General features: G+C 68.6%; 17 protein-coding genes. 7 read left to right on the forward strand and 10 right to left on the reverse strand.

The annotated features are described in order from the left end of the window. Window position 1: 1 nt before the first annotated feature. Complete coding sequence (locus OH686_RS11825) at window positions 2-724, reverse strand: substrate-binding periplasmic protein (protein WP_289532784.1); 723 nt, start codon at window positions 722-724, stop codon at window positions 2-4. A 127-nt stretch (window positions 725-851) separates the two neighbouring features. On the opposite strand from OH686_RS11825, the gene OH686_RS11830 reads away from it, so the two are divergent. Both OH686_RS11830 and OH686_RS11835 read left to right on the forward strand, forming a co-directional pair. Next, window positions 852-1,856, forward strand: coding sequence for a DUF5924 family protein (locus OH686_RS11830; RefSeq protein ID WP_289532785.1), 1,005 nt, complete (start codon window positions 852-854; stop codon window positions 1,854-1,856). A 62-nt stretch (window positions 1,857-1,918) separates the two neighbouring features. Beyond that, window positions 1,919-2,524: a hypothetical protein gene (locus tag OH686_RS11835; RefSeq protein WP_289532786.1), complete on the forward strand. Its 606-nt coding sequence runs from the start codon at window positions 1,919-1,921 to the stop codon at window positions 2,522-2,524. Between the two features lie 4 nt (window positions 2,525-2,528). Here OH686_RS11835 and OH686_RS11840 read toward each other — a convergent pair whose 3' ends face one another. After that, window positions 2,529-4,145 carry a methyl-accepting chemotaxis protein gene (locus OH686_RS11840; protein WP_289532787.1) on the reverse strand — a complete coding sequence of 539 codons (1,617 nt, stop codon included), beginning with the start codon at window positions 4,143-4,145 and terminating at the stop codon, window positions 2,529-2,531. A 107-nt stretch (window positions 4,146-4,252) separates the two neighbouring features. After that, window positions 4,253-5,434, reverse strand: coding sequence for an NO-inducible flavohemoprotein (hmpA, locus tag OH686_RS11845; RefSeq protein WP_289532788.1), 1,182 nt, complete (start codon window positions 5,432-5,434; stop codon window positions 4,253-4,255). 142 nt (window positions 5,435-5,576) lie between these two features. Between hmpA and norR the strand changes: the two genes are divergently transcribed. Further along, the gene (norR, locus tag OH686_RS11850; RefSeq protein WP_289532789.1) at window positions 5,577-7,142 is read left to right on the forward strand and encodes a nitric oxide reductase transcriptional regulator NorR; all 1,566 of its coding nucleotides are present in this window, start codon (window positions 5,577-5,579) and stop codon (window positions 7,140-7,142) included. Window positions 7,143-7,276: 134 nt separating this feature from the next. Here the strand turns inward: norR and OH686_RS11855 are convergent, their stop codons facing one another. The 4 genes from OH686_RS11855 to OH686_RS11870 all read right to left on the reverse strand — a co-directional run bounded on the left by OH686_RS11855 (window position 7,277) and on the right by OH686_RS11870 (window position 9,548). Next, entirely contained in the window at window positions 7,277-8,503 is a 1,227-nt protein-coding gene (locus OH686_RS11855) for a spore maturation protein (protein WP_137973826.1), read from the reverse strand. 127 nt (window positions 8,504-8,630) lie between these two features. Continuing rightward, on the reverse strand, window positions 8,631-8,795 hold the full coding sequence (locus tag OH686_RS11860) for a DUF1328 domain-containing protein (protein WP_137973827.1): 165 nt from the start codon (window positions 8,793-8,795) through the stop codon (window positions 8,631-8,633). A gap of 91 nt (window positions 8,796-8,886) precedes the next feature. Then, a complete protein-coding gene (locus tag OH686_RS11865; protein WP_137973828.1) occupies window positions 8,887-9,096 on the reverse strand; it encodes a hypothetical protein in 210 nt (69 codons plus the stop codon). 20 nt (window positions 9,097-9,116) lie between these two features. Continuing rightward, entirely contained in the window at window positions 9,117-9,548 is a 432-nt protein-coding gene (locus OH686_RS11870) for a PA2169 family four-helix-bundle protein (RefSeq protein WP_289532790.1), read from the reverse strand. A gap of 237 nt (window positions 9,549-9,785) precedes the next feature. Here OH686_RS11870 and algB point away from each other — a divergent pair, with 237 nt between their 5' ends. The 4 genes from algB to OH686_RS11890 all read left to right on the forward strand — a co-directional run bounded on the left by algB (window position 9,786) and on the right by OH686_RS11890 (window position 14,168). Next, the gene (gene algB / locus OH686_RS11875) at window positions 9,786-11,132 is read left to right on the forward strand and encodes a sigma-54-dependent response regulator transcription factor AlgB (RefSeq protein ID WP_289532791.1); all 1,347 of its coding nucleotides are present in this window, start codon (window positions 9,786-9,788) and stop codon (window positions 11,130-11,132) included. Then, window positions 11,129-12,892 (forward strand): ATP-binding protein, encoded by a 1,764-nt coding sequence (locus tag OH686_RS11880; RefSeq protein ID WP_137973831.1) that lies wholly within the window; start codon window positions 11,129-11,131, stop codon window positions 12,890-12,892. The genes algB and OH686_RS11880 overlap by 4 nt, the downstream gene beginning before the upstream one ends. A gap of 122 nt (window positions 12,893-13,014) precedes the next feature. Then, on the forward strand, window positions 13,015-13,671 hold the full coding sequence (locus tag OH686_RS11885; protein WP_289532793.1) for a DUF3313 domain-containing protein: 657 nt from the start codon (window positions 13,015-13,017) through the stop codon (window positions 13,669-13,671). Window positions 13,672-13,757: 86 nt separating this feature from the next. After that, window positions 13,758-14,168 carry a DUF1330 domain-containing protein gene (locus OH686_RS11890; protein ID WP_289532794.1) on the forward strand — a complete coding sequence of 137 codons (411 nt, stop codon included), beginning with the start codon at window positions 13,758-13,760 and terminating at the stop codon, window positions 14,166-14,168. On the opposite strand, the gene OH686_RS11895 is transcribed toward OH686_RS11890, so the two are convergent. The 3 genes from OH686_RS11895 to OH686_RS11905 all read right to left on the reverse strand — a co-directional run bounded on the left by OH686_RS11895 (window position 14,165) and on the right by OH686_RS11905 (window position 17,248). Beyond that, entirely contained in the window at window positions 14,165-15,739 is a 1,575-nt protein-coding gene (locus OH686_RS11895; protein WP_289532795.1) for an EAL domain-containing protein, read from the reverse strand. The two genes, OH686_RS11890 and OH686_RS11895, sit on opposite strands and share 4 nt — an antisense overlap. Window positions 15,740-15,844: 105 nt before the next feature. Further along, entirely contained in the window at window positions 15,845-16,618 is a 774-nt protein-coding gene (locus tag OH686_RS11900) for an N-acetylmuramoyl-L-alanine amidase (RefSeq protein ID WP_289532796.1), read from the reverse strand. A 36-nt stretch (window positions 16,619-16,654) separates the two neighbouring features. Continuing rightward, a complete protein-coding gene (locus OH686_RS11905; RefSeq protein ID WP_289532797.1) occupies window positions 16,655-17,248 on the reverse strand; it encodes a MarC family protein in 594 nt (197 codons plus the stop codon). Between the last annotated feature and the right edge of the window lie 80 nt (window positions 17,249-17,328).

Here is a 17,328-nt window from a genome sequence, read left to right on the forward strand (position 1 = left end):
TTCAGGTAGCCAGCTCCAGACTGCCGTCGTCGCGCATGCTCTGCACCGCCGCGCCCAGGCGCTTCACCAGGCGCAGATCGCAGCGCCGCGAGCACGCCAGGTACTGGGCGGTGGAGCCGAGCAGTTCGCTCTGCATCAGGTGCAGACCGCCCTCCTGGCGCTGCAGCAGCTCGGCCTCCAGCACCGGGTTGTACCAGGCATCGACCCGCCCGGCGCGCACCATGTGCAGCGCCGAGGGTCCCTGATTGACCTCGACTATCTGCGCCGGCGCGAAGCCACGGTCGAGCAGGATGCTGTGCCCGGCGGAGCCGCGCGACACGGCGATGCTGCGCAGCGCACTGGCCTCGGCGAAGGAGCCGAGCCGCCGCGAGCGGGTGTAGAAGGCGCGCTCCACCCGCATGATCTCGGCGATCCAGGTGAACTGCGGTTCGCGCTCGGGCAGCCGCGCCAGGGGAATGATCAGGGTGTCCTGCAGCCCCGGCACCAGCGCCAGGGCCCGCGGGCTGGGCACCACCACCAGCTGGTGGGCGTAGCCGGCGCGGCGCAGGGCCTCGAGGGTGATGTCGCCGACTATGCCCTTGCGCTCGGCCTGGTTGATGGTGATCGGCGGCACCTCCATCAGGTACAGCGGCAGCTCCTCGGCCGCCTGGCCGACGACCGCCGGCAGCGACGCCAGAGCGCCCAGGGCCGCTCGCCAGCCCGCCATCCATCGCCACCGCGTCATCGACTGCCCTCTTTCCGCATGCCTTGAAGTGTTGACCCGGTCATCGCGTCGCGCCAGTACGCCGCGCCACGACGGCGATGCTGCTGGTATCCTGCCGCCCCCGATCACGCCCGCCGCCACCTCTCCGATGCCGCACTGGAAACCCCACCTGCTTCGCCTGCTCGCCCTGCTGCAACGCTACCCCGGCCTGATCGCCGCGTTCGGTTTCTGCTCGGGTGTGGCCAGCTTCATCCTGGTCGACCGCCAGGCCGGCGTGGGCAAGGTGATCGCCGTGCTGATGCTGCTGAGCTGGGTCTGGCTGCTGCTGGAGGGCCTGCTGACCCGCAGCGCGGCGCGCTGGCTGGGGATCGAGGTGCCGCCGCTGCTGCTGCGCTACCTGACCCAGCTGATCCACCAGGAAAGCCTGTTCTTCGCCCTGCCGTTCTTCTTCATCACAACCGCCTGGAACAGCGGCCAGGCGCTGTTCACCGGCCTGCTCGGCGCCGCGGCGCTGCTGGCGATCATCGATCCGCTCTACTACAAGTGGCTGGCCGCGCGGCGCTGGCTGTACCTGAGCTTCCACAGCCTGGCGCTGTTCGCCGTGCTGCTGGTGGCGCTGCCGCTGATCGTCCACCTGACCACCGCCGAGAGCTACCGCCTGGCCCTGGGCATCGCCCTGGTGGTGACCCTGCCCAGCCTCGGCAGCAGCCTGCGCATCCAGCGCGGCTGGCGCTGGGCGACCCTGGCCGGGTTGGTCGCCGCCCTCGGCGTCGGTGCCTGGCTGGCGCGGCCCTGGGTGCCGCCGGCGACCCTGTGGCTGACCCAGGTGGCGGTCACCGAACAGCTGCAGGAACGCAAGCCCGGGCGCAGCCTGAAGCAGGTCTCCGCCGCTCAGCTGCAACAGGCCGGGCTCTACGCCTACACCGCGATCAGCGCACCGCGCGGGTTGAACGAACGCATCTATCACGTGTGGAAACGCGACGGCGTGGAGATGGACCGCATCGCCCTGGATATCCACGGCGGACGCAAGGCCGGCTACCGGGCCTGGACCCACAAGCGCAACTTCCCCGGCCAGCCGGCGGGCGACTGGCAGGTGCAGGTGGTGACCGAGGCCGGCCAGCAGATCGGCGTGCTGCGCTTCCGCGTCGACTAGTCGCTAGTCAGGACAGGGGCGCTGGGGCAAGCTGCGTCCAGGCACATCGCAAGGAACGCACCATGCTCAGAACCATCACCTGCCTGCTGCTCGTCCTGCTGCTGGGCGGCTGCAGCGACGACTCGCAACCCAGCGCGGCGGAGCGCCAGCTGCTGCTCACCGGCGCCGACTTCGGCTATGGCGAGGAGGCCGGCTACTTCGGCAAGACCACCACCTACTGGACCCGCACCACGGACCTGAGCTACGACTCCGAGCCACTCAGCGGCCTCTACCTGCACAGCACCGTGTCGCTCACCCCTAGCGCCGGCGAAGCGCTGATGGCCAGCTACAGCTCGCTGCAGGGCGCCGGCATCGCCCTGGGCCTGCTGGGTGAGGGGGTGACCGAGGAAGAGATCGAGCTGACCCGCAAGCTCGGCAGCCACGCCAAGCTGATCCTACTGCGCAAGAACGGCGAGCCGATCGGCAACATGTTCTCCGTCAGCATCGGCAAGAAGCTGCTGTTCGCCGTGTTCACCGGCCAGCACCACTTCGACTCGGGAGCGGCCTTCGAGGCCTTTATCGAACCCAAGCTGGCCGCGCTGGAGGCGCACCAGTACGACGACCCGCTGCTGGAGTGGGGCAAGGGCCTGTTCGCCGACGAGGACGACGACGAACAGGCAACCCGCTGAGCCGCTACAGGCGGAAGCGCTGCACCATGCCGTTCAGCTCGCTGGCCAGGCGCGCCAGCTGGTCGCTGGCCACCGAGGTTTCCTGGGCGCCGGTGGAGTTCTGCTCGGCGATGTCGCGGATCGCCACCAGGTTGCGATCCACCTCGCGCGCCACCTGAGCCTGTTCCTCGGCGGCGCTGGCGATCACCAGGTTCATCTCGTTGATCTGCCCGACCCGCTCGGCGATCAGCGCCAGGGCACCGTCGGCCTGGCTGGCCATCTCGCTGCTGCGGCTGGCGTACTCGCTGCTGGCACCCATGGCGTCCACCGACTCCTGGCTGGCGCTCTGGATCGCGCTGATCATCCGCTCGATCTCCTGGGTCGAGCTCTGCGTGCGCTGGGCCAGCGCACGCACCTCGTCGGCTACCACGGCGAAGCCGCGGCCCTGGTCACCGGCCCGCGCCGCCTCGATGGCGGCGTTGAGGGCCAGCAGGTTGGTCTGCTCGGCGATGGTGCGGATCACCTCCAGCACCCGGCCGATGGCGATGGCCTCGTCGGCCAGGCGGGCGATGGTGCCCGAGGTGATCTGCAAGCGATCACTGAGCTGCTCGATGGTGCTGCGCGTGGTACTGACCTGGCGCCGCCCGGCCTCGGCGGTCTCCTGCGCCTCGCGGGAGGAATCCGAGGTGTGGTTGGCGTTGCGCGCCACCTCGTCCACCGCCGCCGACATCTCGGTGACAGCGGTGGCGGCCATCTGGATCTCGTCGTTCTGCCGGTTGATGCCCTGGGCCGACTGCTCGGTGACCGCGTGCAGCTGCTCGGCCGCCGAGGCCAGCTGGGTGGCGGCGCCCTGGATGCCCTGCAGGGTGTCGCGCAGGTTCTCCTGCATCAGCTTGAACGAGGTCTGCACCTCGGTGATCTCGTCGCCGCCGCTGCACTGCACCGGCTGGCTGAGATCACCGGCGGCGTTGCGCGCCACCACTTCGCGCAGCTCGGTGAGACGTAGGTTGATGCCGCGGCTCATCGTCCAGGCCTGAATGCCGCCGCCGATCAGCAGCAGCGCCAGCAGCCCGGCGACCAGGTTGAAGTTGCGCTGGTACAGCGCCAGGCCCCGCTCGTACTGACGCTCAGACTCCTGCAGCTGCACCTCGATCAGCTTGCCGAACTGTTCCGACAGCGGGTCGATGTGCGGATACAGCTCCTGGGCGGTGAAGGCCGCCAGGGCCTCGCCGTCGTTGGCCCGCAGGATCGCCTTGAGCCGTTGTATCGGCTCATGGGCTTGCTGCATCAGGGGTTGGATCTGCTCGATCAGACGCTTCTCGTCGTCGATCAGGTGAGTCGCCAGGTAGGTTTTCCAGATCTGCTGGATCTTGCCTTCCGCCAGCTCCACCTGGCTGGCCGCCTCGGCGGCGGGGATGCCGCCGTTGCGCGCCTTGTGACTGGCGTCGACTATGTTCACCGCGTAGAGATCGGCGATCACCTTGAGGTCGCGCAACGGCACCACACGATCCAGGTAAACGCTGTTGAGGCCGTCGAGCACGCCACGCAGGCCGGTGAGGCCGGCGGTGCCGATAGCCAAGCTGCCCGCCATCATCAGGACGATGAGGACGAACAACCTTGTCCGTATGGTCCAGTTCTTCATGGTAGGTCACCTACTACAGGCGCAATGCCTACCAGAACCATAGCTGCGTTTTGCCAGCATTGCAGGCCGGCGCATGCATCAGCGATGCATGGCGCCGGCCGCTGGTCTCACGCCTCCAGCGCGGACGCCGGACCGAAGAACTCGTAGCGGGTCTGCGCCTCCGGCACCCCCAGCTCGCGCAGGTTGCGCTTGAGCGCGGCCATGAACGGCTTGGGCCCGAGGAAATAGACATCCAGGTCGCGCTCCGCCGGCAACCAGGCCTGCAGGCGCTCCAAGGAAAGGCGGCCATGGGCATCGGCGCCGTCGTCCGGGCGCGCCTCCTCGAAGCAGTAGAAGCGCTGCAGCTGCGGATGCGCCGCCGCCAGCTCGTCCACCCGCGCGGCGAAGGCCTGCACGCCGGCATGCCGCGCGCAGTGGATGAAGCGGATCGGCCGGCCGCTGTGCACCGCCGCCTCCAGCATGGTCATCAGCGGGGTGATACCGACCCCGGCGCTGATCAGCACCAGCGGCTTGCTCGAAGGGGTGAGGGTGAACTCGCCGGCCGGGATGAACAGCTCCAGCTCGTCGCCTTCGCCGACCCGGTCGTGCAGGTGGTTGGACACCCGGCCGCCCGGCTCGCGCTTAACGCTGATGCGGTACTCGCGGCCGTTCGGCACGGCGGACAGCGAGTAATTGCGGCGCACCTCCTCGCCCTCCAGCGTCAGGCGCAGGCCGATGTACTGGCCGGGAATGAAGTCGAGGATGGCGCCGCCGTCGACCGGCTGCAGGTGGAAGGAAGTGATCTCCTCGCTCTCGCGCACCTTGCGCGCCACGCGGAAGGCGCGGCCACCACGCCAGCCGCCCGGGGCGCGCTCGCTGGCGGAGTAAACCTCCTCCTCGGCGCCGATCAGCAGGTCGGCCAGCTGGCCGTAGGCGGCGGCCCAGGCGGCGATCACTTCATCCGTAGCGATTTCGGCGCCGAGCACTTCGCGAATGGCGCGCAGCAGGCAGCTGCCGACGATCGGATAGTGCTCGGGGAGGATCTGCAGCGACACGTGCTTCTGCACGATCTGCCCCACCAGCGGGCCGAGGGCCTGCAGGCGGTCGATGTGCTTGGCGTACATCAGCACGCCGTTGGCCAGGGCCCGCGGCTGGTCGCCGCTGGCCTGGTGCGCCTGGTTGAACAGGGGGCGCACCTGCGGGTACTCGCCGAGCATCATGCGGTAGAAATGGGTGGTCAGTGCCTCGCCGCCACTTTCCAGCAGGGGCACGGTGGCCTTGACGAGGGTGATGTGTTCGTTGGACAACATAAGGGGTATTCCTCTTGCACGCAGGGTTTTTCTGCCAGAGGAATATCAGGATTTATGCCAGATTATTTACTCTTATAAATCATATATTTATGTTATTCATAGTCGATAGGACAACGTGTCATATCGACATCATGGAGTCATGATGACCACGCATCCGTTGCTGCAGGCGCTGCTACCGCTGATCGACGACCTCAGCCGCGAACTGGCCGAGGACGAGCGCTACCGGCGCCTGCTCAGCGCCCTGCGCGCGCTGATCCCCTGCGACGCCACCGCGCTGCTGCGCCTGGATGGCGAGCAGCTGATTCCGCTGGCGGTGGACGGCCTCAGCGCCGACACCCTGGGCCGTCGCTTCACCTTGGCCGAGCACCCGCGCTTCGAGGTGCTGCTGGGCGATCGCCGGCCGACCCGCTTCGCCGCCGACAGCGACCTGCCCGATCCCTACGACGGCCTGGTCGAGGAACACGTCGGCCATCTGGAAGTGCACGACTGCCTGGGCTGCCCGCTGTTCATCGACGACCGCCCCTGGGGCCTGATCACCCTGGACAGCATGGAGCCCGGCAGCTTCGCCCAGAGCGATCTGGACAATCTGGAGGCCTTCGCCCGCCTGGCCGCCGCCTCGGTGAAGGCCAACGACCGCCTGCTCAGCCTGACCCAGCGTGCCGAGGCCGAGCGCCAGCTGGCCGCGCGTTTCCGCGAGGTGGCCGGCCAGGCCGTGCATGCCGAGCTGATCGGCCAGAGCGCCGCGCACAAGCGCCTGCAGGCGGAGATCGACACGGTGGCCAGCAGCGACCTGACGGTGCTGATCGAGGGCGAGACCGGTGTCGGCAAGGAGCTGGTGGCCCAGGCCATCCACGGTCGCTCGCCGCGCGCCGGCAAGCCGCTAATCAGCATCAACTGCGCGGCGCTGCCCGAGCAGCTGGTGGAGAGCGAACTGTTCGGCCACGTGCGCGGCGCCTTCACCGGCGCCAGCGGCGAGCGTAGCGGCAAGTTCGAGCTGGCCGATGGCGGCACCCTGTTCCTCGACGAGGTCGGCGAGCTGCCGCTGCCGGTGCAGGCCAAGCTGCTGCGCGTGCTGCAGAGCGGCCAGCTGCAGCGCCTGGGCTCGGACCGCGAGCACCGGGTGGACGTGCGCATCCTCGCCGCCACCAACCGCGACCTGGCCGAGGAAGTGCGCGCCGGGCGCTTCCGCGCCGACCTCTATCACCGCCTCAGCGTCTACCCGCTGCAGGTGCCGCCGCTGCGCGAGCGCGGCCGCGACGTGCTGCTGCTGGCCGGCCACTTCCTCGAACAGAACCGCGCCCGCCTGCGCCTGCGCGGCCTGCGCCTGGCCGCCGAGGCCCAGGCGGCGCTGCTCGGACATGCCTGGCCGGGCAACGTGCGCGAGCTGGAGCACCTGCTCGGCCGCGCCGCGCTCAAGGCCCTGGCGCGCCAGGTGGAACGCCCGCGCATCCTCACGCTGGAGGCCTGCGACCTGGATCTGGCGCCGCTGGCGCAGGCGCCGGCCGTGGCGGCGGTGGCCGTTCAGACAGGCGAGGGGGCGGGGCAGGAGCCGGTGGGCGATCTGCGCCTGGCGGTGGACGCCTACCAGCGCCAGCTGATCCAGGCGGCCCTGCGGCGGCAGCAGGATAACTGGGCCGCCGCCGCCCGCGAGCTGGGCGTGGATCGCGCCAATCTGCATCGGCTGGCGACGCGGCTGGGGCTCAAATAGGAGTTCGGAGTGTGAAGGTGGGCTGCCCGCTGCGCGGGCGAGGCCACCCTACGCCGGTTGGCCACTCGGTGCTCGAATAAGGCGGGCCGGGCGGCGTAGCGCTCGCCGCGGGCAGCACCCCAAACGAGGTCCGCTCAGCCGAAGAACCAGTAGCAGATCAGGATCGAGGCGATCACTCCGACCAGGTCGGCGAACAGGGCGCAGCCCACCGCGTGGCGGGCGCGCTGGATGCCCACCGAGCCGAAGTACACGGCCAGCACATAGAAGGTGGTCTCGGTGCTGCCCTGCATGGTCGCCGCGATCAGCGCCGGGAAGCTGTCGACGCCCTGGGTCTGCATGGTCTCGATCAGCATGGCCCGCGCCGCGCTGCCGGAGAACGGCTTGACCAGGCCGGTGGGCAGCGCCTCGACGAAGCGGCTGTCCCAGCCCAGGCCCTCGACGCACCAGCGGATGCCGTCGAGCAGCACGTCCAGCGCGCCCGAGGCGCGCAGCACACCCACCGCGCAGAGCATGGCGACCAGGTACGGCAGCAGGTTCTTGGCCACCTCGAAGCCTTCCTTGGCACCCTCGACGAAACTCTCGTACACCGGCACCCGCTTCAGCGCGCCGAGCAGCAGGAAGCACAGGATCAGGCCGAACAGGGTGAGGTTGCCGAGCAACGAGGACAGCGCGGTCAGCGCCGTGGCGGAGAGCCCGGCCAGCACGGCCATAAAGCCGCCGATCAGCAGCGCAGCGCCACCGAACCAGGCCAGCAGCACCGGGTCCCACAGGCGCAGGCGCTGCATCACGCCCACCGCCAGCAGGGCGCTGAGGGTGGACACGGCGTTGGCCAGGAGGATCGGCAGGAACACCAGGGCCGGGTCTTCGGCGCCCTGTTGCGCGCGGTACATGAAGATCGACACCGGCAGCAGGACGAACGACGAGGCGTTCATCACCATGAACAGCACCTGGGCATTGGTCGCCGAGGTGGGATTGGGGTTGAGCTCCTGCAGCGCCTTCATCGCGCGCAGGCCGATGGGCGTGGCGGCGTTATCCAGGCCCAGGCCATTGGCGGTGAAGCTGAGGGTGACCAGACCGAGCGAGTGGTGGCCGCGCGGCACATCCGGCATCAGCCGGGCGAACAGCGGGCCGAGCAGGCGGGCCAACACCTCGACCAGCCCGGCCTTCTCGGCGATGCGCAGGAAGCCCAGCCACAGCGTGAGCGTGCCGAACAGCAGGATCATCACATCGACAGAGGTCTTGGCCATGGTGAACAGGCTTTCCACCATGGAGGCCCACACCGTGGCGTCCCCGCCGATCCAGCGCACCAGGGCGGCCAACGCGGCCACCACGAAAAAACCCAGCCACAGGCCGTTGAGCATGCTTCATCTCCCCACAGGTGCAGGGATGATAGCGCGCCCGCCCCCCCGTCAGGCCAGCGCCTGCCGGGCTTTGTTACAGACACACGCCTGCGCCGGGCGGTACGGCCGCCCGGCGCTCGCGGTCAGGTCAAGGACGCGGTCGGCGGCCGAGGATGAAGGACAGGATGAACATCACCAGGAAGACCAGGAACAGAATCTTGGCGATTCCCGCTGCGGTACCAGCGATTCCGCCAAAGCCCAGTACGCCCGCGATGATGGCGACGATCAGGAAGGTGATGGACCAACTAAGCATAATGTTTCTCCTTGGTGGGACCCCGCCGCAAGGCACGGATCGTAAGCGGCGGTGCTGCGACCACAATGGTCCGCGGCATGGCCGTTAATCTTCAGAACACCCAGCGCTGTCGCTGGTTCAGCTGCAATTCGGAGTGCCGTACGGTGGGCAGGTCCGCGGCCACCTGGCGTATTTGCGGCACGGCGGCCGGGGTCTGTGCCTGGCCGGCCTGGCCGGTGGCGACGCCGAGGGCGAACAAGATGGCGGCGCGGGCGAGCAGATCGAACTTGTTGCGAAGCGATGGCGAGCGGAGAACATTCATCCTGGTTCCTCCTGATGAGCTCACAGAGAGCTCTTCAATTCCTGCATCCGCGCATGACAGGCGCGTATCTGGGGCAGTTCACGATCCAACAGCTGTTGCAATGGCGGCGTGGCTTCTGCGCGGGCCTCGGCAAAGGCCCGCAGAAGGCGGTCCTCGGCGTCGGCCAACTGGGCCACGTAAATGGCGTCTTCGTTGCGGGAGAACCTGGCGCGGGTGTCGACGTACACACGTTGCAGCGCACCGAGCAGGGTTCCACCACGAGCCGGTTCCTCGTCCTGCGCGGCGGTGGCCAGGGCCAACGCCTCGACCAGCTGCTGCTTGGCCCTGGCCAGTTCGCCGAACAGGCTGCGCAGGCTAGGCTCATGAACCTCGTGCGCCGCATGCCGGTAGAACTGTTCGCCATCCCGAGTGATCTCAATCAGCTCGTTGAGGTGGGCCGTCTCGCTGGACATGGAACTCTCTCCCTTCTGCGCGTCGGCTCACGAAACCGGGATTCGCCGAGCGCTCCTGCGGCTGATATCGCAAGCCCCGTGCCAGTCTTTTTTCAGGTGTATTTTCCTTGAATTTCAATAACTTACATATGAAACGAGAGAGCCTTCACCTTGCAATCTGCAACTAAGCCTTGTCACGGCCGTGCAACTTGCACGACTTTTCCTGGCCTAAGCTGAGCTACCGCCTTGGAGAACCTCATGCAAACAACTGGACAGAACAGCGGCCGCATCCTGCTGGTGGATGACGAAGCGGCCATCCTGCGCACGTTTCGCTACTGCCTGGAGGACGAGGGCTACCAGGTCGCCACCGCCGGCAGTGCGACTCAGGCAGACGCCCTGTTGCAGCGCCAGGTCTTCGACCTGTGCTTCCTCGACCTGCGCCTGGGCGAGGACAACGGCCTGGAAGTGCTGGAGCGCATGCGCATCCAGGTGCCGTGGATGCGCGTGGTGGTGGTCACCGCCCATTCCGAGGTGGACGTGGCGGTAGACGCCATGCAGGCCGGCGCCGCCGATTACCTGGTCAAGCCCTGCAGCCCCGACCAGCTGCGCCTGGCCGCCAGCCAGCAGCTGGAGGTGCGCCAGCTGGCGGCACGCCTGGAGGCGCTGGAAGGCGAGGCGCGGCGCAACCAGGGCCAGCTGGACTCGCACAGCCCGGCGCTGAAGGCCGTGCTGGAGACCGCTCGGCAGGTGGCCGACACCGACGCCAACGTACTAATCCTCGGCGAATCCGGCACCGGCAAGGGCGAAGTGGCGCGCCTGATCCACAGCCACAGCCGCCGCGCGAAGAAACCCTTCGTCACCATCAACTGCCCGTCGCTGACCGCCGAGCTGATGGAGAGCGAGCTGTTCGGCCACAGCCGCGGCGCCTTCACCGGCGCCAGCGAGAGCACCCTGGGGCGGGTCAACCAGGCCGATGGCGGCACCCTGTTCCTCGACGAGATCGGCGACTTCCCGCTGCCGCTGCAATCCAAGCTGCTGCGCTTCATCCAGGACAAGGAATACGAGCGGGTCGGCGACCCGGTGACGCGCCAGGCCGATGTGCGCATTCTCGCCGCCACCAACCTGGACCTGGCCGAGATGGTCCGCGCCGGCACCTTCCGCGAGGACCTGCTGTACCGCCTCAACGTCATCACCCTGACCCTGCCGCCCCTGCGCGAGCGTGCCGAGGACACCCTGGCCCTGGCCGAGGGCTTCCTCGCCCGCTTCGTCAAGGATTACGCGCGCCCGGCCCGCGGCTTCAGCGAGGCCTCGCTGAACGCCCTGCGCCGCTACAACTGGCCAGGCAACGTACGCGAGCTGCGCAACGTGATCGAGCGCGCCAGCATCATCTGTCCCGGCGAGTGGGTGGAGCCCAGCCACCTGGGTCTGGATACCCGCGACGATGGCGGCGTGGCGCGGGTCGGCTCGGATATGACCCTGGAGGCCCTGGAGAAGGCCCATATCGCCGCCGTGCTGGGCAATAGCCCGACCCTGGAACAGGCCGCCACCACCCTCGGCATCGACGTCTCCACCCTGTACCGCAAGCGCAAGCAATACGGCCTATGAAGCTGCGCAACCAGCTGTTCCTCAGCATCAGCGCGCTGATCACCCTGGCCCTGCTCGGGCTGCTGCTGGGCATGCTCAGCGTGCTGATGCTGGCGCGCGCGCAGAGCGAGTCGATGGACCGCAACCTGCAGATGCTCGAAGCCGGTCTGGTCCTGCGCCAGGAACTGGGAGCCCAGTTGGTCCTGATCCTGCGCGACAAGCTCGATCGGCAGGCGCTGGAGGACTCCTCCAGACGCTTCCGCCAGGCCCTGACCAACGCCGGGGAAAGCGCCCTGGACGACGCCGACCGGCAGGCCCTGCAGGAGATCGAGCGCACCTACGCGAACTTCGAGAAGCGCCTGCACGACCCCCAGGAAGTGCGCAACCGCCTGTTCGCCGACGATAGTTTCCTCTTGGTGCTGGAGGCCGTGCGCAGCCGCCTGATGGCGACCCAGGCCCGCTATGTGGAGGCGGTGGAGCTGACCCAGGAAGAGTCGCGCCAGCACGCCTGGATGATCACCGCGCTGCTCGGCCTGATCGGCGTGGCCCTGCTGCTGATCGGTTTCATCACCGCCCACAGCATCGCCCGACGCTTCGGCCGGCCGATCGAGGCCCTGACCGAGGCGGCCGACCAGATCGGCCTGGGCAACTTCCAGGTCACCCTGCCGATCACCCGCGAGGTCGAGCTGGCCTCGCTGACCCGCCGCTTCGGCTTCATGGCCGAGGCGCTGAGCCAGTTCCGCGCCAGCAACGTGGCCGCCCTACTGGCCGGGCAACGGCGCCTACAGGCGGTGCTCGACGGCATCGATGACGGCCTGCTGATCCTCGACCGCGAGGGCCATCTGGAACACGGCAACCCGGTGGCGCAGAACCAGCTCGGCTGGGAGGAACTGCCCCTGGGCCAGCACCTCAGCCAGCTGCTACCGCAACCGGCATTGCAGGCGCAGCTGGAGCAGGCCCTGGAAGGCCACCACCCGTCGCGCCACGGCGAGGACCTGCAGATCGGCGAGCGCCTGTTCAGCTACAGCCTGACGCCGGTCAGCGACGACAGCGGGGCGATCATCGCCGCGGTGATGGTGCTGCACGACGTGACCCGTCTGCGCGCGTTCGAACGGGTGCGCAGCGAGTTCGTCCTGCGTGCCTCCCACGAGCTGCGCACCCCGGTCACCGGCATGCACATGGCCTTCGAACTGCTGCGCGAGCGCCTGCATTTCCAGCCCGACAGTCGCGAGGAAGACCTGCTGCACACGGTGGGCGAGGAGATGCACCGCCTGCTGCGGCTGATCGACGACCTGCTGAATTTCTCCCGCTACCAGAGCGGCCTGCAGAAGCTCGAACTGCAGCCCTGCAATCCCGCCGAGCTGCTGGAGAAGGCCGCGCGACGCTTCGCCCACAAGGCCGAGGAACAGCAGGTGGAGCTGCGCGTGGAGCCGGCCGAGGACCTGCCGCAGCTGCAGCTGGACTGCATGCAGCTGGACCGGGTGCTGGACAACCTGATCGGCAACGCCCTGCGCCATTGCCATCCGGGCGGGCTGATCGTGCTGCAGGCGCGCTGCCAGGGCGATCGCCTGTTCATCAGTGTCGAGGATGACGGCGAGGGGATTCCGCAGAGCCAGCAGGCGCGCATCTTCGAGCCCTTCGTCCAGGTCGGCCGGCGCAAGGGCGGTGCCGGGCTGGGCCTGGCCCTGTGCCAGGAAATCGTGCAGCTGCACGGCGGGCGCATCGGGGTGAAGTCGCAGCCTGGGCAGGGTGCGCGCTTCTACATGGCGTTGCCGTACTAGCGGCCCGTCGCGCGCCCAGGGAGGCGGCGCGCCAGCCTACAAATATGTTCTAAGCCGTCAGGCGAAGGTCACAAATCCCTACTAGGATTTTTGCCAAACCGTCCCGCTTAGGAGTGCCAAGGATGCATCGTTCCAGCCTGCTGTCCCTCGGCCTGGTCGCCGGTCTGCTGCTTGCCGGTTGCGCCAGCAATACCACCCAGCCTTCCCAGTATTCCGGTTTCCTTTCCGACTATTCGCAGCTGCAACCGGCCACCTCGGCCAGCGGCGCGCCGGTGCTGCGCTGGGTGTCGCCGGATTACAACGCCGGCAACTACCGCTCGGTGTACATCGAGAAGCCGGTGTTCCATCCCGAGCCCAAGCCCAGCGACGAAGTCAGCCAGGCCACGCTCGACCAGATCACCGGCTATCTGCAGCAGTCCATGCGCCGCGAGCTGTCCAGCCGCATGACCGTGGTCGACGCGCCCAACACCGACACCCTGGTGCTGCGCAGCGCCATCACCGGGGTGAGCACCTCGGCCGAAGGCCTGAAGTTCTACGAGGTGATCCCGATCGCCCTGGTCGCCGCGGCCGCCAGCACCGCCGCCGGCACCCGCGACCGCAACACCGATATCTATGTCGAGCTGGAGGCGCTCGACGCCCGCACCAGCCAGCCGATGGTCCGGGTAGTGCGCAAGGGCCACGGCCTGCAGCTGGAAAACAGAAGCACCCAGCTGACCCTGGACGACCTCAAGCCGGCCCTGGACGTCTGGGCTCGCGACGCCCGCGCCTTCCGTCCCTGATATGGCGGGCCATGCGGCCCGTGGATGACGATTGACCACTGCGGCCAGCCCCTCCAGGCTGGCCGCAGTCATTTGCGGAGATCGCCATGTCCAGCATCAACCCCAGCCGCGAGCAACTGGCCGCCTTCGCCGCCGACATGCCCGCGGACCAGCCGATCCTGATGCTCAACCTGCTGCGTTACCACGCCGAGGCCACCTACCCGGCGGATAGCCTTCACACCCCCTGCAGCGGCCGCGAGGCCTATGCGCGCTACAGCCGCACGGCGCTGGCCAAAGTGCGCAGCGTGGGCGGCAACGTGCAGCTGCTGGCCCAGGCCAAGGCGGCGCTGATCGCGCCGGCCGGCGAGCAGTGGGACGAGGTGTTGCTGGTGCGCTATCCCTCACCCCAGGCCTTTCTCGGCATGCTCGCCGATGCCGAGTACCAGGCCGCCACCGTGCACCGCACGGCGGCCCTGGCTGACTCGCGGCTGATCGGCTGCCTGGCGCCGCCGACCTAGCCGGCCTGACGTTCCAGCAAGCGGCGGAACTGGCGCGCGGTCAGCGGCTTGGCGAACAGCCAGCCCTGCCCGCACTGGGCGCCCTGGGCGGCGAGGAACACCGCCTGAGCCTCGTGCTCGATGCCTTCGGCCACCACCTTCAACTGCAGCGCAGCGGCCATCTGAATGATGTGCGGCGCCACCCCACTGCTGGCCGCGTCATGGCCGAGAGCGTCGACGAACGACTTGTCGATCTTCAGCACGTCGGCCGGCAGCTCCTGCAGGTAGGCCAGGCTGGAATAGCCGGTGCCGAAGTCGTCGATCAGCACCCGGTGGCCGCTCTCGCGCAATTGCGCCAGCACGCCCTTGGCCGCCTGGATATCGGCCAGGCCCGACTCGGTGACCTCGAAGGCGATCTGCCCCGCCGCGACCCGGTGCTGCAGCAGCAGGCGGGCGGCCAGCACGCTGATGCGCGGCTCGGCGATGTCGCAGGCGGCCAGGTTGATCGAGATATACAGCCCCGGCTGCTGGCGCAGCAGGTCGCCGAGTTGCACCAGCACCTGCTCCAGCATGTAGTCGGTGATCTCGCGGATCTGCCCGCTGCTCTCGGCCATAGGGATGAAGTGGTCGGGGCCGAGCAGCTTGCCGTCGGCCCGGCGCCAGCGCACCAAGGCCTCGGCACCGACGCAGCGGCGGCTCTCCAGATCGAAGATCGGCTGGTAGCGCACGCGCAGGGCACGGCGGCGCAGGGCAGAGGTCAGCGAACCACCGAGGGACTGCCGGTAGCTGACCAGGTGATAGGTACTCAGGCCCGCGAGCAGGGCCAGCAGCAGGGCCACCGGCAACCAGCCGAACAGCCCCTCACGCAGACGCTGCTGAAGGAGGCTGCGGTCGGCGAACAGCACCAGGTCGAAGTCCGGGCTGTTGGTCGGCATGCGGTAAATCAGTTGGCCCGGGGTCAGCTGCAGGTCCTGGTCCTGCGGCCATTGCGCGGCCGGTGGCCAGGGCTGCGCCGGGCCGAGGATCGGCAGGGCCTTGGCGCCATCGCGCGGCACTATCATCAGGCTGCCACCGGCCGGCAGCTCGACCATGTCGGCCAGGTGCCCGCGCGAGGTGGACAGGCGGAAGTAGCCGCGCCCGACCACCAGCGCGGCCAGGTCGTCATCCGGCTGGGTGGTGGTGTTCAGCCAGTAGCGCTGGCGCTCGCCCTCCAGGTCCGGCGCCCGCTCCGGCCCCAGCGAGCTGCGCCGCGGCGAGGAGGAGCAGCGCTGGTCGCCGCCGATAAAGGCCGCCTCGTAGACGAAGCGGTGCTGGAACACCACGCGGCGCAGGGTCTCCACCATGGCCAGGTCGCAGCCGCGCAGGGGTTGCTGCTCCAGTTCGTCGAGGGCCGCGCCGAGCTGGCCGAAGATCTGCTCGATGCGCTGCAGAAAGCGCTGGCCCTGCACCTGCAGGCGCTCGGCCTCGGCGCGCTGGGCCTGGTTGTTGGCCAGCCACAGGCCGGCCAGGCCGAACAGCAGGACGCCGAGGCAGGTAGCCAATAGCGCCGCCGGCCAGGGGCGGAAGAGCAGGCGGCGCAGGCTGAGGGACATGGGTTGGGCTCCGTAGGGAACCCTTCAGGTATAGCGCAGCGGCTGCGCCTGATGCGGCTTCGCTGGCGTGCACGCAGCGCACGCGACAGACGGTGTGCGCAAACCTCAGCGCTGGTTGAGCACCTGCAGGATCGCCGCGCTCTCGGCGTCCGCCTCGCCGTCATAACGGGCCGGGCGGTACTTCATCTGGAAGGCGATCAGCACGTTGCGCGTGGCCGTATCGAGCAGGCCGGTGCGCGGCACCGGGTAGCCGAGCTGGTGCAACTGCTGCTGGAACCAGAGGATGTCCGGCGGCGCGGCGGCGAAGCGCGCCTGTTCGCGGGCCACGGCGGGGGCCTCCGGCCAACGGATCAGACCGGCATCGGCCAGGCGCTTCCAGGGGAACAGCGGGCCGGGGTCGACCTTGCGCTGGGGGGCGATGTCGCTGTGGCCGATGATGCTGTCGATCGGCAGGTCGTGGCGCTTGACCAGGTCCTTGATCAGGGCGATCAGCGCCTGGATCTGCGCCTCGCCATAGGGCTGCCAGTAGCGCCCGGCCGGCCCCTCGTAGTAGCCCTGGTTGACCAGCTCGATACCGATGGTGCTGGCGTTGAGCCAGGTGCGACCCTGCCATTCGCTGTCGCCGGCGTGCCAGGCGCGGCGGTCCTCGTCGACCAGGCGATAGACCTTGGCGGCGCCATCGTCGATCAGGTAGTGGGCACTGACTTCGCCCCGGGTCAGCAGCGCCAGCGAGCGCACCAGGTCGGTGGAGGTGTAGTGCAGCACGATGTACTGCACGCGGCTGCTCTGGCCCTGGGCGCGCAGGCTGTCGTCAATCTGCGGGCCGCTGGCGCAGCCGGCGAGGAGCAGGGCGAACAGGGCGAGGGCGGCGAGTCTCATCGGGATCGGCACGGCAGGTCGGGGCGGCAGTGTACCTCAGGGGGCGATGTGCAGAACGCTCTGCAGGTTGTCCAGCAACATGTCGACACTCAGCATGATCAGCAGCATGCCGGTCAGGCGCTCCACCGCAGTGAGGCCGCGAGGGCCGAGGAACTTCTGCAGCCAGGAGGCCTGCAGCAGGATGCTGGCGGTAGCCAGCCAGGCCAGGCCGACGGCCAGATACAGCTCCCACAGCGGCCCCTCGTAGGTGCTGCGCAGGGTCATCAGCACGGCCAGGGCCGAGGGCCCGGCCACCGCCGGCGTGGCCAGCGGCACCAGCAGCGGTTCGCCGTCCGGCAGGTCGCCCAGCACGCCCTCGGGACGCGGGAAGATCAGGCGCATGGCGATGACGAACAGGATGATGCCGCCGGCGATGGCGGTGGCCTCGCGCGACAGGCCCAGGCCGCTGAGGATCTTGTCGCCGAAGGTGAGGAACACCATCAGCAGCGCCAGGGCCAGCAGCAGCTCGCGCAGGGCCACGCGCATGCGCCGCTCGGGCGCGACGTTCTTCAGGGCGGCCAGGTAGATGGCGATATTGCCGAACGGATCGGTGACCAGAAAGATCAGCACGGCGATGCCGAAAATGTCCATGTAGCGCTCCTCGTGGAATGCTCACAGTTTATCCGCCGCCGTCACGCTCGTCTGCGCGGCCGGCAAATGCGAAGTCCGTC

It is taken from the genome of Pseudomonas sp. SO81, assembly GCF_030374125.1.
Taxonomy (GTDB): domain Bacteria; phylum Pseudomonadota; class Gammaproteobacteria; order Pseudomonadales; family Pseudomonadaceae; genus Aquipseudomonas.